This window comes from Neptuniibacter sp. QD34_54 (assembly GCF_047778055.1).
In the GTDB taxonomy this organism is placed as follows: Bacteria; Pseudomonadota; Gammaproteobacteria; order Pseudomonadales; family Balneatricaceae; genus Neptuniibacter.
This window is the reverse complement of record NZ_CP180546.1, coordinates 3,144,262-3,160,252: the sequence shown is the minus strand read 5'-3', so window position 1 is coordinate 3,160,252 and position 15,991 is coordinate 3,144,262. Positions and strand designations below refer to the sequence as shown.

At 42.3% G+C, this 15,991-nt stretch carries 16 protein-coding genes; 10 read left to right on the top strand and 6 right to left on the bottom strand.

The genetic code is table 11. The features are described from left to right. Positions 1 to 54 precede the first annotated feature (54 nt). The 3 genes from ACMXYP_RS14375 to ACMXYP_RS14365 form a co-directional block, all read right to left on the bottom strand. A complete protein-coding gene (locus ACMXYP_RS14375; protein ID WP_415882322.1) occupies positions 55 to 510 on the bottom strand; it encodes a CopD family protein in 456 nt (151 codons plus the stop codon). A gap of 45 nt (positions 511 to 555) precedes the next feature. Continuing rightward, a complete protein-coding gene (locus ACMXYP_RS14370) occupies positions 556 to 1,689 on the bottom strand; it encodes a methyltransferase (protein WP_415882321.1) in 1,134 nt (377 codons plus the stop codon). A gap of 137 nt (positions 1,690 to 1,826) precedes the next feature. Next, positions 1,827 to 2,399, bottom strand: coding sequence for a YceI family protein (locus ACMXYP_RS14365; protein WP_415882320.1), 573 nt, complete (start codon positions 2,397 to 2,399; stop codon positions 1,827 to 1,829). Between the two features lie 262 nt (positions 2,400 to 2,661). Here ACMXYP_RS14365 and ACMXYP_RS14360 point away from each other — a divergent pair, with 262 nt between their 5' ends. The 7 genes from ACMXYP_RS14360 to ACMXYP_RS14330 all read left to right on the top strand — a co-directional run bounded on the left by ACMXYP_RS14360 (position 2,662) and on the right by ACMXYP_RS14330 (position 8,116). Next, entirely contained in the window at positions 2,662 to 2,844 is a 183-nt protein-coding gene (locus ACMXYP_RS14360) for a hypothetical protein (RefSeq protein WP_415884680.1), read from the top strand. Between the two features lie 161 nt (positions 2,845 to 3,005). Beyond that, a complete protein-coding gene (locus ACMXYP_RS14355) occupies positions 3,006 to 3,923 on the top strand; it encodes an SPFH domain-containing protein (RefSeq protein ID WP_415882319.1) in 918 nt (305 codons plus the stop codon). Next, a complete protein-coding gene (locus ACMXYP_RS14350) occupies positions 3,924 to 4,373 on the top strand; it encodes an NfeD family protein (protein ID WP_415882318.1) in 450 nt (149 codons plus the stop codon). A 41-nt stretch (positions 4,374 to 4,414) separates the two neighbouring features. Beyond that, positions 4,415 to 4,906 (top strand): YgjP-like metallopeptidase domain-containing protein, encoded by a 492-nt coding sequence (locus tag ACMXYP_RS14345; RefSeq protein WP_415882317.1) that lies wholly within the window; start codon positions 4,415 to 4,417, stop codon positions 4,904 to 4,906. 170 nt (positions 4,907 to 5,076) lie between these two features. Continuing rightward, positions 5,077 to 5,580, top strand: a complete 504-nt coding sequence (locus ACMXYP_RS14340) for a Slp family lipoprotein (protein WP_415882316.1) — start codon at positions 5,077 to 5,079, stop codon at positions 5,578 to 5,580. Positions 5,581 to 5,725: 145 nt separating this feature from the next. Next, positions 5,726 to 6,274 (top strand): DUF2726 domain-containing protein, encoded by a 549-nt coding sequence (locus ACMXYP_RS14335; RefSeq protein ID WP_415882315.1) that lies wholly within the window; start codon positions 5,726 to 5,728, stop codon positions 6,272 to 6,274. 258 nt (positions 6,275 to 6,532) lie between these two features. Continuing rightward, positions 6,533 to 8,116, top strand: coding sequence for a S8 family serine peptidase (locus ACMXYP_RS14330; RefSeq protein WP_415882314.1), 1,584 nt, complete (start codon positions 6,533 to 6,535; stop codon positions 8,114 to 8,116). Between the two features lie 64 nt (positions 8,117 to 8,180). On the opposite strand, the gene ACMXYP_RS14325 is transcribed toward ACMXYP_RS14330, so the two are convergent. Next, on the bottom strand, positions 8,181 to 9,614 hold the full coding sequence (locus tag ACMXYP_RS14325) for a hypothetical protein (RefSeq protein ID WP_415882313.1): 1,434 nt from the start codon (positions 9,612 to 9,614) through the stop codon (positions 8,181 to 8,183). Positions 9,615 to 9,784: 170 nt separating this feature from the next. Next, the gene (locus tag ACMXYP_RS14320; RefSeq protein WP_415882312.1) at positions 9,785 to 10,282 is read right to left on the bottom strand and encodes an aminoacyl-tRNA deacylase; all 498 of its coding nucleotides are present in this window, start codon (positions 10,280 to 10,282) and stop codon (positions 9,785 to 9,787) included. A gap of 141 nt (positions 10,283 to 10,423) precedes the next feature. Here ACMXYP_RS14320 and ACMXYP_RS14315 point away from each other — a divergent pair, with 141 nt between their 5' ends. The 3 genes from ACMXYP_RS14315 (at position 10,424) to ACMXYP_RS14305 (ending at position 14,813) form a co-directional block, all read left to right on the top strand. Next, entirely contained in the window at positions 10,424 to 11,128 is a 705-nt protein-coding gene (locus tag ACMXYP_RS14315) for a response regulator transcription factor (RefSeq protein WP_415882311.1), read from the top strand. Next, positions 11,125 to 12,459: a histidine kinase sensor domain-containing protein gene (locus ACMXYP_RS14310; RefSeq protein ID WP_415882309.1), complete on the top strand. Its 1,335-nt coding sequence runs from the start codon at positions 11,125 to 11,127 to the stop codon at positions 12,457 to 12,459. The genes ACMXYP_RS14315 and ACMXYP_RS14310 overlap by 4 nt, the downstream gene beginning before the upstream one ends. A 386-nt stretch (positions 12,460 to 12,845) precedes the next feature. Continuing rightward, positions 12,846 to 14,813: a TonB-dependent receptor domain-containing protein gene (locus ACMXYP_RS14305; protein ID WP_415882308.1), complete on the top strand. Its 1,968-nt coding sequence runs from the start codon at positions 12,846 to 12,848 to the stop codon at positions 14,811 to 14,813. A 132-nt stretch (positions 14,814 to 14,945) separates the two neighbouring features. Here ACMXYP_RS14305 and ACMXYP_RS14300 read toward each other — a convergent pair whose 3' ends face one another. After that, positions 14,946 to 15,569, bottom strand: coding sequence for a LysE family translocator (locus tag ACMXYP_RS14300; protein WP_415882306.1), 624 nt, complete (start codon positions 15,567 to 15,569; stop codon positions 14,946 to 14,948). Positions 15,570 to 15,991 lie beyond the last annotated feature (422 nt).

Genomic DNA, 15,991 nt, shown 5'->3' with positions numbered 1-15,991 from the left:
TCCGTGCTTCTGCTTGAATTTGCTCGAAGAAACTATTTTAGAAAAGGAACTATTTTAGAAAAGAAACTTTCCGCCACTAGCAATAACCACTGTTGCCAAACCTAAAGTTAGATTAACCGCGACAATCTTTCTGATCTTATTTAACTGTTCGCCGGCATCGGGCCAACGGTTTTCTTTTACCGCCAGACTCAATTTTTTATACGGACTGAAATACAGATGTCCAAATATTGCCATCATGGTATAGCCGGTCAGTAGCATAATGTGGACATGCATACCAACGCCTTTAAACCCACCATAGATTGCAATCATGCTATGACCACTGATGATCAAAAGCAGAATTGCAGCCCATACCCAAGCAAAAAAACGAGCAAATACTTGCTGCCAGAGTGCTAACCGAGCAGGCGCTTCAAGTTGCTCGGCTGCAACTGGTCGTAAACAAACATAGGCGAAAAACATACCGCCTACCCAAATAACTGCAGCTAAAATATGGAGGGGTAATGCAATAAACATAGGCGTCCTCACTGCGGGAATTACTTCCCTGAATTTTAAATAAGGTTAACGTTTAATCGCTTTCAAAATGACAAACTTCTTATTGTTAGCGATAGTCTCACAATTTTTAAAAATCTTTTTGAGTGCTACATGGTAGCCAAGATGACGGTTGCCGATTACCCATAACTCACCACCCGATCGTAAGACTTTATGAGATTCTCGGAACATCTGTTGAGCAATGAAATCTCCGACCACATTTTGTTGGTGGAAAGGTGGATTGTTTAACACTAAGTCACAACTATTCTTCTGAATACCGGCTAGGCAATCGGTTGCTTGGAAAGTTGCTTTTCGACTGTCGCCAAAGGCTTCTCTGAAATTAGCTTCGGCAGAAGCGACTGCCATAAATGATTCATCCACAAAGTGAACAGCCGCAGACGGATTCTTTTCTGCTGCAATTAAGCCTACAACCCCATTGCCACAACCAAGATCGATTATATCTTCGAATGAATCTGTATCAGGCAGGTGTTGAAGGGAAAAGCGGGTGCCGATATCCAAACTGTCACGGGAAAATACGCCAGCATGGTTGATGATCTTATGCTGCGTGTTCTCCAAAATATAATCGGATGGGTAGGGCGATTCTAATTGCGGTTGATTCAGATCGATCTCTGGAAATATCAGTCTTGCTTTCTTCTTTGCCAACGAGGTTTTTGTAGGGCCTAAATACTTTTCGAACAGTTTTAGCGTTGATGTATGAATAGATTTAACCATACCGCCGCCGATTACTTTAGTTTCTGCTGTTAATAAGGGACGTAAGCGGATCAGTTGGTCTTCCAGCATTGCTAAGCTTTTTGGAATTTTAATCAGCACTAGATCAAATGGTTCGGTGGGGTAATCCAAACTGTTACATAGGGTTATGGCTTCCGCATCAATCTCGTTATCCGCTGCATTGTGTTTAATACCGGCATGGGCCAACCAAGAATCGCTGACCACTGTTGGCGCTTGGTCATTTAACACGATTGATAAACCGCCAAATTGATCATTAATAATCAAGATACGTTTTGGGTTTGCAAGGATCTCTTCCTGATCAATCTGATTTAACAGGTACTCATCAGCAGCGTCCCACGCACGTAGTTGTTCATTTTTACGACGAGGATAACGAGAAAGAGAGAATTGACCGAAAGGTGTTTCGAAGATATTCATACGGGCCCAAAACTGATTCGAAAATTACAGGCCGCAGTTTATCACAAGGGGGGATTTAGAACGTAGCGTCGCAAGGGAACTGGGAAAAGAAAGAAACCCAGGTAAATGTACCTGGGTTTAATAACCTTAAGGGTGTTTTACTTAGTGAAAGCTAGGTTAAAGCTAACCGGTACTGCGAAAGAGATCGATGGTAATTTTGCGATCTCTTTCAGTGCAGTTACACCAGTATCTAGAGCAAAATCCGCAGCGTTAATTGTGATGGGTTGAGCTGTACTCACCAATACTTTGTTGTCAGCTAGCTTGACGACATTCACTTGAGCGGTAATCTCTTTTTCAAATCCGTGAAGGCTTAATTTGCCGGTGATAGTCTGCGGCTGGATGGAACCAACGGCTTGTTTCTCAATTTGGTTTACATCTACTTGAGCCGTAAAGTTGGCCTGAGCAAATTTGCCAGTTTCGAACAGCATATTTTGCATACGCTCGTCACGGATCTCGATACCTGTAGTTACAGATGCAAGGTCAAGATTTAGCGTTGCTTTGCCTGCAGCATCGATGCCACCGCTGAACTGTTTAAAACTGTGGTTTTCTAGCACTTTGGCTTTTTTGATGGATGAGAAGCTGAAGTCAGAATCTTGTTGGCTTAGCGTCCAGTCAGCTGAAGCAACTGTGCTGAAAAGTGTAAGTGATGCGATGGCTACTAATTTTTTCATGGGTAAATATCCTTATTTTATTGTAGTGATGGGTATGGATTTTAAACAGTCGTTTACTTTTGTCTAGAGCAGAGTTGTTTAGGATCAAAGAAATACATTTATCCCTTTGATATTCAATGATTATAGTTTTCGTTTTTTGTTAACTTTTAAGAGTGATAGAAATTAAATTGTATATACCTAAGATATTCTTAAGATGTACGTTGGGGTAAGGGGATAATTGCTGTATTCTTGCAGTCAGTTGACGATTTAGAGTTGAAAAATGATGAAGTCAAAAAAGAAATCTAAGGCTAAAAAGAAAAATAGCCAACTAGTTATTCGCATTAACGATGTCGAGCGCGATGATTTTGTTGCGTTGTGTGAAGAGCTAGATACGAGTGCTGCACGTGAAGTCCGTCGTTTTATTCGCGGTTTCCTTGCAGAGCATGAACAGGCAGAAGAGGAATAATCCTTTTTCTATAGATTGTTCTTTCTTTCCTAATAAAGCGTTTAATATTTCTTATTTATTGCTTGCCGTTACCTCACGCTTAATTTAGTTAAGCCATTTCAGTTCTTCCCGATCAGTATTAAGATGAATACCTCCTCCCAAGTTTACTAAAGGAGATTGTGATGTTTGGGTTTGAAATTACCGCTGCGGTAGTGGTTGTTCTCGCATTAATTTTTATTTTTTCTGGGGTCAAGATGGTTCCTCAGGGGTATAACTGGACAACAGAACGTTTTGGACGTTTTACCAAAACTCTTACACCAGGTTTGAATCTGATTATTCCTTTTGTTGATCAGATTGGCGCTAAGCAGAACATGATGGAGCAGGTACTGGACGTACCACCTCAAGAAGTGATCAGTTCTGACAACGCGCAAGTAACTACCGATGCTGTTTGTTTCTATCAGGTGTTGGATGCATCTAAAGCGAGTTACGAAGTTAACGATCTTTATCGCGCGATGCAGAATTTGGTAATGACTAATATCCGTGCGGTTTTAGGTTCGATGGAACTAGATGAGATGTTATCCAATCGCGACAACATCAATAGCCAATTGTTAAGCAAAGTTGATGAAGCGACAGATCCATGGGGCGTTAAAGTTACCCGCGTGGAAATTCGAGATATTTCTCCTCCAGCCGATCTTGTTGAAGCGATGGCAAACCAGATGAAAGCTGAGCGTGAAAAGCGTGCTGCGATTTTAACAGCAGAAGGTGAAAGAGAAGCTGCAATCAAAGTAGCTGAAGGTGAAAAACAAGCTGCCATTTTGACTGCAGAAGGTGAGAAAGAGGCTGCGTTTAGAGAAGCGGAAGCACGAGAGCGTTTGGCAATGGCAGAAGCGCGTGCAACCAAAGTGGTTTCGGAAGCAATTTCACAAGGTAACCCTCAAGCTCTGAACTATTTTGTTGCTCAAAAATATACTGAAGCTCTGCAAAATATTGGTGCAGGCGAAAATGCTAAAGTCGTGATGATGCCTCTAGAAGCAAGCAGTGTTATTGGCTCCGTTGCTGGAATTAGCGAGCTGTTAAAAGAAACTAAGATAGGTTCGTAAATGTTAGAACTACTCGAATCAATTACTTACTGGCATTGGATTATTCTAGCGTTGGTGCTTTTAGGCGGTGAAGCCCTAGGCGCTGCCGGATTTATGATCGGTGTGTCTTTATCTGCTTTTGCAGTTGCTGCATTGATGGCGATTGGTGTGCTAAATGATTGGCAGCATCAATTCCTCTTGTTTGCGCTCTTCTCAGTTGTTGCTTCGGTTATTTTCTGGAAGTTCTTTCGTTGCCAAAACAATGATGATGAAGCAGGCATGATCAATGATCGAGCGGCTCAATTGATTGGACGAAAACTGACATTAGTTGATGACGTTGAAAATGGCTTAGGTCGAATTCAGATCGGTGATACTTTTTGGAAGGTTGCTGCTGAAGATGATTTGGAAGCGGGAACTAAAATAGAGGTTTATGCCAGCGAAGGCATGACGCTACTGATCCGTAAATTGTAATTGATATCTAGCGGGATCGGCCAAGCTGGTCCCGTTTCATTATGACAGCACTAAAATATATTAATCATTATCCCGAGTCTTTAAAGCAGCAAGCTTTAGCCATGTTGCAAGATGAAACTTTAGGGCCTCTTCTTCAGAAAAAATATCCAGATCAACATTCGGTGCAAAGTAACAAAGCGCTGTATGAATATACGATGGATCTGAAAAATCGCTATATGCGAAAATCGGCACCTGTCAGCAAAGTTCAATACAGCGATAAAGTTGCAGCGATGAATGCTTTAGGTACGCATAGTCGCGTATCTCGTATCCAAGGGAATAAACTGAAATCTAAAAAAGAGATCCTGATCGATACGCGATTCAAACAATTACCTGAAGCCTTTTTGCGGATGATTGTTGTCCACGAATTAGCACATCTGAAAGAGTTAGATCATAACAAATCGTTCTATCAGTTATGTCAGTATATGGAAGCTGATTACCACCGATTAGAGTTAGACCTGAGGCTCTATCTTACTTGGCAAGAATATTCGGTTTGACGTTTTTTGCCGTAAGTTTGCTTGTCCTAGCGAGCTCGCCAGCTGTGCGCTATCTTCTTATTTATTTTCAGAATTATTTCGTTCGCTCAAAAAGTTAAACAAAATTGTAGGCGCAATTTAGATATTTTGTCCTATGCTTTAGGCAGTACCCTTATATTTGGTCAGGGAAAATGCCAAAAATTATTGTTGCTACCTTTATCAGTTTGTTTCTTCTCGGCTGTAATAGCTTGCCGGAGAAATTCCAGATCGCAGAAAAAGTCGAACTGCTCCCGTTTGATGAAGTGGGGGATATGGATTTAGAACCCACCAATGTCCAAGCGCTTTGGGGAGGCGTGATCGCTAATACAGCGAATTTCACTGATCGCACTCAGATAGAGATAATATATTTTCCTCTTAATGATCAGGGGCGGCCTCAAATCAATCAAGAAAGCTTAGGTAGATTTCGAATCTATGTAGGTGACTTTATAGACCCATTTGTTTACCGACCTGGGCGCATGGTCACTGTGTTGGGAACACTTGGTTTACGCGAAAAGGGTTATGTTGGTCATTACCCATACGATTACACGGTTTTGCACTCCCTAGAATTACACCTATGGACCGATAAACAACCACTACCTATGCCTCCGCAAATTGAACAATATCTGCAATCTCCACCGACTTTTAGCTATCAATAACCTTCTAATTTGTAGACCTTATAAACTCTTATTTGGGTAGCTTTTTATACTTTGGCACTGAAATTATTTTAGAACTTAAAATTCAGATGCTTTCCGCTTTCACTCTCGGTAATATTGCGCCTTCAAACGGGGGTGGGGCGTTATTGTGGACGATAAATTGTGGATTTATATTGCGAGTGGAGCAGCTGTTTGTGTACTGCTTTTAGTCGTGATTATTCGTGCAAAAAGATCTAAAACGCTAGATTCCTCTCTTTCACATACAGAGCGTATGTTTACATCGGTTTTAGAAAAAGCCGTCGGTGGCCACTATCAGGTTCATTGCAAAGTACCTATGCCTGAAGTTTTGGAAGCTTTGCCCGAACAGTCTGACCGTGCCAAGAGAAAAGCATTAAAAAAAATTAGGCATCGTCAGTTTGATTACATTGTTTCTGATCCAGCGAGCAACCGTGTAGTGTGTGCTGTTGAGTTGGATGACCACGCTTATGATAAGAAACAGTTCAAGAAACAAGATCTTTTTCTAGAAGAGATCTGTCACGATGTAAACTTGCCTCTTCTTCGAGTAGCGCCTCAAAATGGTTATAACCTAGTTGAAATCATTGAGAGATTTGAGAGAACCATTGCGCCTGTCGATTATGTAAAAGATCAACAAGGGCGATTCAATCTTCGTATGGTTGATGCATTAACTTCACTCTGATCTGTAGCCTGTGTGTTTCACCACCCTAATTTGTCTATAAATCCCCTTCATTTTCTCTACATGTACTTGAATTTTGCTAACTGGCGACCTCCCGATAGCTTACTAGACTTAAAGTAAGCGTCGGGTTTTATAGTGTTTGTACTTCAAGCAAATGAAGCTTGCTCCTGAGTAGTCAGTTTGGTGGCACGGATTTGAGCCAACTGTAGTTGCACTGCCTGATATCTGTTTATCACTTGATAATGACAAGGTAGGTTGGTTATGAGAGCGTCAGTAAAACTACTCTGCATGGCAATGTCCTGTACTCTTGCAGCAGGCACGGCTATGGCAGAAATAAAGTTCCGACCGGGAGAGGTAGTGGTAAAAGGAGAGGTTTTTGCATCCGAAGGGTATGAGATTCTTAAGTATTTACCGAATGCTGATCTTACTATTCTTAAAGTGTCCCCCGGCAAAGAGCTATCACAGACCTTAGCTTTAAGAAAAAAAGGGCGTAAAGCCAGCCGAAACTATATTGCTCGAAAGTTCGCACCTAATGACCCTTTGTATGGCTACCAATGGCACTTTGGCGCTGTTCAGGCTGAACAAGCGTGGGCGATTTATGATGGTGCTGGTGTGAATGTTGCTGTATTAGATACCGGTTTACAGTCAGGTGGCCCTGACGGAATAGATTGTGTTTTACCTGGATACAATGCGATTGATGGCAGTGCCAATGTTGCAGATGGTGATGGACACGGCACCCATGTTAGCGGCACGGTTGCTCAGAGTACAAATAACGGGGTTGGTGTAGCAGGGCTTGCTCATGGTGCATGTATTCTTCCAGTAAAAGTCTTGGATGACAACGGGTCGGGTACGGATGCTGATATTGCTGAGGGTATCGCTTGGGCTATTAATAATGGCGCTCAAGTAATTAATATGAGTCTTGGTTACCCTGCTGATTATGCGCTGGAACAATTCGTTAACTATCCATCTTATTCAACACTGACTAATTCCGATACCAGTGTGACTATTGTTGTTGCATCAGGTAACGATAGCTCCACAAATGGGATTAGTTATCCTGCAAGTCATCCAGAAACTTTAGCTGTGGGTGCTACTGATGTCGATGGGATTGCTCCCTACTCAAATCAAGGTCCTAAATTAGATATAGTGGCGCCAGGTGGTAACACATCCCAAAACCTTCATATTCCTAATGATAATTTTGGCGATGGTGTCGCCCAAGAAACTTATCTTTGGTCCCAAGGACAAAGTAGTTGGGGATATTATCTTTTTCAGGGTACTTCGATGGCGGCTCCCCATGCTGCAGCTGCAGCAGCCATTCTTTTATCTAAGAATGAAAGCTTAGATCGTTATGAGGTTCAGACTGCGCTTGAAACTACAGCTTCAGATTTAGGTAGTCCAGGCTGGGATAGTGTTTTTGGTCACGGCCTGATTCAAGTGTACGACGCATTAGGTGCAATTGGAGCTGGAAATAACGAGCCTCCAGAAACAAAGCCGGGCTCACCTGAACAGTTTTCTGCAAGTTTCGATTCTAATACAAGTGCTGTCCAGCTTACTTGGAATCCTCCATCGCAAGGTACTGTAACCAGTTATGCGATTGAGCGTAGTAAACAAAATAAACGCGGTAAACTCGGTGGTTTCAGCGCTGTAGCTACACCTGATGGCACGGCTACGTCGTATACTGATGATGGCTTGGATAGTGGCACTTATGTATATCGGATCCTCGCTAGAAATAGCGCTGGAGCATCTTCATGGGTTTTAAGTAATTCAGTTGAAGTCACTACTTCAGGCGGAGGATCTGGAGGAGGTGATGGAGAATGTAAAGGTGGCTGGAGAAAATGCGGTGGTTGATTTGTTAATCTGCTAACAATAAAAAAAGCCTGCATTAACAGGCTTTTTTTATTGGCGTGAAAAACTAATTGCTACAGCCTCCAGGTAGTTGATCGCAGACATCATCATAAGGGTAGAATCTGACTTGGATATTATATGAACCGTTATTGTCTATTCCCCAGATATACTCTACGAAATCAGCAATATTAAAAATCCATTCGTTCTCCCAGCTTTTACATGTGCCTACCGCAGGCGCATCGACTACCAATTTATTCGGATCGCTCCATTGTTCAAAGTAGCCAATACTGGGAACAGCACCGCTAGCGATGTCAGCTTCTACTGTGGCGATGCAGGCATTGTATTCATCAGTTGAACTGATGAGTGCATAGTTGTCGTTAGCTGTGTCGTAACAGTAAGCATTAACAGAACACTCTTGCGTAGTTGTATAGGCTGTTAGCATATAGGTTTCTAAGAGGTTTGTAGTGACATCGGCCCAATCATCCTCACCATTATCACCAACATCTACGGTAGCTAAACCATCGCCGTTATCATCAGGATCATCCCAGAACCACGCTTCCAATGGCAGCCAATAATCGGTTGTGCCATCGTTATCTGAATCGACACTATTTTCTGGAAGTTCGGAGTCTGTTATCTCTTCACCGCAGAAATAGCGTTGGTCACCAGGGGATATGTAACAAACGGAACCAGTGAAGGTGAAAGCGCTGGTAATGTCTGTCGCATTTTTTACACCTTTACCACCCGGTCCTTTGGTTTTTGTACCGTCTTCTTCACGGGTAAGATTAAAGTTCTGCCAAGTGCCAGATCCATCCACGAAACCTAAGGCTAATAAGTCATTACCTTGGTCATCTACAACAAAGCCAAAGCTATTGGTAAATAACGTACCTGTCTCACACTCGCCATCTTCATTAATATTGTTACAGGGTTTGCCTGTAACTCTGGCAAATACTGCATAGCCATGGTCGTAGGGAGGTAGGGTGACAATCGCTCCATCGGCTCCATCGCTATCTGGAAATGATTCGGTACACCAATCTGTGACTTTTAGGTCAGGAATTCCATCTCCATCTAAATCCGATGCTGGCGCTGACTTATTTTTACCTCCTTTAGTGTTACCAGATTGAATGGCTACACTCGTATCTGCATTGGTATTGACATCATATCGAGGAATAAAAACTACATTTTGGGATGGGTCTTCATGGCAATAAAATTGCGTATTCGAATCATCTGTTACTAGAATGCATTCTTCAATATTTGGGTCACATGGAATGAAACCTAAATCATCTGTTTGGCAGCGATAGTCGGCCTCACTAGGGCAATTGAATACACCGGGGGCCTGAGTTTTTTTGCCAAGTAAGTTTAAATTGAAATGAAAGCCTGCGGGGAAACCATTACCTTTTAAGTTCTTTCCAGAATGTGCGTTTGTCGATAGGCTCAATAACAAAATGGAAATTAAACAACAAAGGATATACGTTCCGAAGGACTTGGTCTGAGCGGTATACATTGGGTATGCCCTCAACTAAAAAATGGAAATCCTCCTTACAAAATTTAGCTTAATCCATCTAACTACGTTTAACTGTAGCTTTGAATTTAATCTGTGAATTGGATTTTTTTGCACCTAAAATCCAATCCTGAATACTTATATTCAAGGTGGTTAATGTAATGAGGTGTATTTTAATAATGGTTTAGATCATAAAGCTCCTCAGGCGCGCAGCTGATTTCACCGTGTTGCTTGTTTCTCATTAAATTTTGGAATTGTTGCCGTTTTAGGTGGATTAAGTTTTGATGATCGCCCGCTTCGATGTAGATATCATCTGCGTCGGCTAAGCGGTCATCCCAAACCACTTCGAGCCCGTAGGCCTGTCCGATAGCAGGAATAGCACCTTCTTCACAATCTCCAAATATACGCTTTATTTCAGCTTCTTTTGCTAATCTGGCTGGAGAGCCGGTAATTGCAGCCAATTGAGGCAGCATAACTTTGTTCATCGCAGGAACGGCAGCAAGGGTGAACCTGTTTTTCTGATGAATGACAACCGCTTTGGCCATCTGTGTTACCGGTATTGAAGCCCTATGCGCACTATCGAGAGAAGTAAAAGAGTAGTCGTGTTTGATTGTGTCATAACTGCAGCCCTGATTTTCTAAAAAACTACAGAGTGTGGCTGATACGGACATGCTTATTCCTCCCATAAGAGACTTTGTTGTATAAGTTTAGTTGCCGATTATGGGAACGCTATAGGAAATTGCATTTTTGAATAAGCTGAAATAAACTCCATTCGTAAATGTAATTGATTACCATTTAATCGAGTAGTAACTATGGCTGACGGTGTTGCTTCAACGGCAAAGATCTTAATTATTGAAGATGATCGTACGTTAAATAATCAGATCACCTCGCTCCTAGAAGAGCAGGGTTACGAAACGGATCAACGTTTTGAAGGACGTCAGGGATTGGTCTCCGCATTAAGTAAAACTTATGACCTCATCTTGTTGGATGTACTTTTGCCGGGATTAGATGGTTTTTCATTACTCAGTAAGTTGAGGCAAAAGCGCGAAACCCCCGTGATGATGCTGACTGCATGTGGAGCGGAAGAGGAACGTATTACAGGTTATAGCAATGGTGCGGATGATTACCTAGCTAAGCCTTTTAATATTACTGAGCTCTTATTACGTATCGAAGCCATTTTGCGTCGTACGCGATATTTGGTAGAAAGTCAGATCGAGCAAGATGTTATTAAAACACCTTTCTTCCACTTAGACCGGAAACAGAATCGTGTTCATCGTGATGATCTAGAGGTCGTCCTCACCCCTATCGAATTTAAAGTGTTATGGGCGTTAGTAAAACAAAGTGGTGAAGTGCTTAGTAAACCGCACCTTTACCAGTCCGTTCTTAACAAAGAGTACAGCCGATACGACCGTAGTTTAGATATGCATGTGAGTCGAATAAGGCGCAAACTTTCGCAACGAAGTATTGATGTCTCAGCTTTAGAAACGGTACATGGTGAAGGGTACTGCTTTAAATGAAACGGCGTTTGTTTTGGAAACTGTTCGCTATTCTAGTGGCAGGTACCGTTGCTTTATACGGAGCGATCGATTGGCTTGCGAATCATACCGAACAACGTATGAGCCTAATTGCCGAAAAGCACCAGTTAGAGATGAAGTCTTGGGCAGCTGAAGCTGAGGCAATCTATAAAGCAGGTGAAATGCAGTTACTTGATCAATGGATCGAAGATCTGGAAAAGCGCGAGGATACTTGGGTTGCGATTGCCGGATCTGATTTGACCTTGCTGGCCGGTAACTACATGGATGACTATTACACTGGCAGTTTGCGGCTTGGCCGAAATGTCGAATACATGATCCACCTTTACTATGCCTATAACCCGATAATGGAGCTCCCATTTGTTGATGGTCACACGCACTTTTTGGTTCGGTTGCCACAACGTATGAGGCCGGGTGGTTTTTTAAAACCTGCACAATTGTTGTTACAGATCGCTCTGCCTTTTGTGGTTTTGGCATTGGTGTGTTTGATGCTATATCGACACTTAGTAACGCCCATTCAGAAACTGGAAAAAGCGACTCGGCAGTTCAAAGAAGGGAATTATGATGCTCGCGTGAGTCAATCACTTGGGGCACGTAATGATGAGTTGGCTTCGTTAGCCCGAACTTTCGATACCATGGCGGAACATACGGGCGGCTTGATCGTTACCCAAAGACAGCTAATTGCTGATCTTTCCCATGAGTTGCGTACACCCATTACGCGTATCGAAATGGCGCTTAGCAGTATCAGTGAAAAGAACTGTCCAGAAAATATCGAGCGTATTCAGCGTGAAGTCGCACAGATGCGTGAAATGACAGAGGACGCTTTAACCCTAGCTTGGATGGATACCGAGAAGCCCCAGATTAAAGGTGAATATCTTGATCTGGTGGACCTACTAGATAGCATCATTGATGATGCTCGTTTCGAGTATCCCGATCGTAAGCTCGTTAGTTGTATGCCTGAGAGCGCGCCACTTGATTCCTCTAGTCACCGAATTCTTGGGCAGTCGATAGAGAATGTTATTCGCAATGCTCTACGCTATACACCTCAGGGTGGAGAGGTCAGTATTCAACTGAGTATTCAGGATGATGAGTACTTACTTACAATCTGTGACCAGGGGCCTGGAGTTCCGGAAGAATCACTCGAAAAAATCTTTCAGCCGTTCTATCGAGTTGAAAAATCACGGGGGGCTGATTCGGGTGGCTTTGGGCTTGGGCTGGCATTAGCTAAAAGACAGATTGAGGCCGTTTCTGGCACAATTAAAGCGTCAAATATAGCCGGTGGTGGATTACAGGTGAGAATAAAATTACCGGTATAAGAGGGAGTTGGATAAGATAAATTCAACTCGCTTTGTTTCTTCTTTTTTAGCTGATCATTGTGGAGGGAATCTTAGTTTTCTCTGAACTCCGGATTCCTCCAGATAGAACCTAATTTTCCTTCCTCTTTGCACCTATAGATAACCTAAGGCTCCAGGGGTTTAATTCCTTTATCTAGTGGAGCGATAAACTTACTGATCTTGAAATCTTTCACCTGAAAAAACCTTCTGTACGTAACAAATGTAAACGTTGTGACAATTATTTTACGGCTATTGATAATAGATCGTAATTGTAAATGGTTGTTATTTGCGGTTATTGTGACGCGCAAAATTTTGGCTATGTTCACTCTCAGCTTTAGTTTGATAAGTTTAATGTAGGTAGGAATTAAATGATTTCACAGAAAAACCAAAGACGAGCTACATTGTCTTTACTGATTGGTTATGCAATATCCAGCCAAACCGCTGCCGCTCAAGACGAGTCTGCGAAAGGTGTTGATCGTCTGGAAACAATTCAAGTAGAGGGTGTGGCTACGGATGTTGGTGAAGATCGACTTGGCCTAGAAGAAATACAACAACTGAACCCGAATGATTTGCAGGACCTATTTAGAAATACACCAAGTGTACAGGTAGGTAGCTCAATTTCTGCGTCACAAAAGGTATATGTCCACGGTATTGAAGAGACAAACCTAGCTGTGACTATCGATGGCGCACGTCAAAATAATAAGCTCTTCCACCATTCAGGCACTAACATCATCGATCCTGAATTGTTGAAAGCTGTAAGTGTTGATGCCGGTGTTGCGCCTGCGGATGCGGGGCCGGGTGCATTAGGCGGGTCTCTTGCTTATGAGACCAAAGATGTCTCCGACTTATTGGAAGATGGCGATAACTTTGGTGGATCTGTTGGCCTTGAATACAATACTAATGGCGATACATTTGATAGACATATCTCGTTATATGGCCGTTCAGGTGGTTTTGAAGTACTCGGTTATGCCAAAAAGGCAAGCGGCAACGACTTTGAAGACGGTAATAATGATGTAGTCGTGGGCTCTGAGTCAGCGTTAAAAACGGGTCTAATTAAAATTGGCTATCTGCATGAAAGTGGTTACCGTACAAAACTATCTTATGAAGCTGTTGAAGATGATGGAAATCGTCCAGGAAGGGCAAATTTCAATAGTGGTGTTTTGTCAGAAAACAACAACCTAGATCGAAAAACGCTAGTGTTCTCGGTTAAAGATGAAACACCTGAAGGTTTAATTAACCCATATATCAAAGTTGCGCGCTCTGAGACTAAACTTGATTGGATACCGACAGGAGCTCCTTATACAACGTTTGGTGAGTACGAAAGTTTAAATGGTGTAATTGCCAATACATTTGTATTGGGAACAGGGACGGTCGATGCCGGTGTAGATTTCTTTGATGATACGAGTAAAGGTATTTTTCCTGGTTGGGCGACTTTTGAGGAAGAAGCACAAAATATAGGTGTGTTCGCTCAGGCGCGACTGACTCCGACAGAGCGCAGCCGTGTATCTTTTGGTGCACGTTTTGATGATCATGAAATCAAAGGTATAGATGGATCAGTTCATGATAGTGATGGTGTTTCCGGTAATATCTCTGGTGAGTATGATCTAACTTCATTTGTTACTCTAAGTGCAGGTTATTCCCATGTATTTGGTGGGGTACAGCTAATGGAGCCATACATTGGTAATCCTAGCTGGGATTACTCTGGTGGTTTTAAAGAATCTGAAGCAGATAACGGCTATGTAGGTCTTAACGTCAATGGCGAGGCTCTAAATGCGTCATTATCCGGTTTAACAGTTGGCGTTAAGCTCTTTAAGACTGATATTGACGATATTCGTGATGAAGAATACGCTGGCGGTCCTGATGTTTACAGTGATGTAGAAACTGACGGTTTTGAATTGACTGGTCGTTATGAATGGCAGTCTGGATCTGTACGTTTAACCTATGTTGATATCGATACAGAAATTAATGGTATCGAAGGATCTACATCTTCATATTATATCGGAACTGCCATTGGCCGATCGCTGAAAGTTGATTTTGTTCAGTCTATTGATAGCGTGAATACAACCTTTGGCGCTGACGTACAGTACTACTACTCGATGGATGGGCATGATGGTACAAATACGATACCAGGGGCTTTTCCTAGCTACACCGTTGCCAATTCATTTGTTGAATACGCTCCTCAGGCAATCAAGAACCTCACGTTACGTGCATCTGTAAATAATATGTTTGATGAAGATTATTCAGATCGTGCATCGTATGGACATGAGTTCGGATCAGATATTACTTTGAATGAGCCGGGTCGCTCGGTTGTGTTGGGTGCCAAGTTTAAATTCTGATGATCATATACCAGTGCAGGGTTGATCTTATAGGAGGCCTGCCGAAAACTGTTTTACGCTTCTAGGACTTATGTCCATCCCTTCTAAGGAAACGTAACCAGACCCCGCCAGCTGAGCTGGTGGGGTTTTTTATTACTTTCCTAAAGCTAACCACAAACCAACCAAAATCATTAGGCTTCCGGCGATTCGATTCATAAGGCGAACGTTGTTGCGTTCCATTAAAAGGTGCTTTAGTAGTTTACCGCCACTGGCGTAGATAAGCAGGCAAATGAATTCAAGTAAAAGAATCAAAGCAACCAGTATGGCTAATTGCGGCGCCATAGGTAGATCGGCATCAATGAAGGGAGGCAAAAGGGTGACAAAAAATGCCCAGCCCTTTGGATTCGCCACGGCAGTAAGAAAACCATTTGTTGCTAGCTGTAATCCTGAAACTTCTTGTTTTTGTTCACCAGGCTCGGTAATGACTAGCTTGCCTCTAGAACAAAACATCTCATAACCTAGCCAACAAAGGTAAGCGCCACCGCCCCACTTTAGAATAGTGAACACTTCTGGGTAGTTCAGCATTATTGCCGCGACACCTAAAGCTGCGGACGCGGCCACCAAACCAACTCCAATTAACTCTCCCCACATCATATGCAAGCTACGTTTGACGCCAATAGAGATACCTAGACTCAATGCCAAGGTCATACACATTCCGGGTGTAATGGAGACAAAAAAGAAGGTCGGAATAAACAGGGACAAAAGTGTGAGTGACATCAGAAAAGCAATACCCGTTGTTATGGACAAATTTAATATAGCGAGGAGTTTATGCTGTGCAAAATCAATTAGTAAGAAAAAAAATTTTTACGGTGTAAAAAACAACCAGATTTTTATATCCCCGCAACAATGGGCTTTGAGAGGGATACGCAGAATTAACTAACAGTTTTATCCACAGCTTGCGTGGATGGATTTTTTTACTGTTAGGGCTTGACTGGTTGATTTTTATACAGGCTTTTTGAGTAAGAAAAAATTTTACAAAAATGTTGATATTACCGATCGCTTTGATCCTTATTCTACAAGGTTGAAATATGATCAATTCTCTACAGGCTAATAATCATGGGCTTTATGGAGGATGTCCATAATTAGTTAACAAGCTTATCCACAGTTTGTGGGGAGAAACTAGTAATCGGCTTTATCAA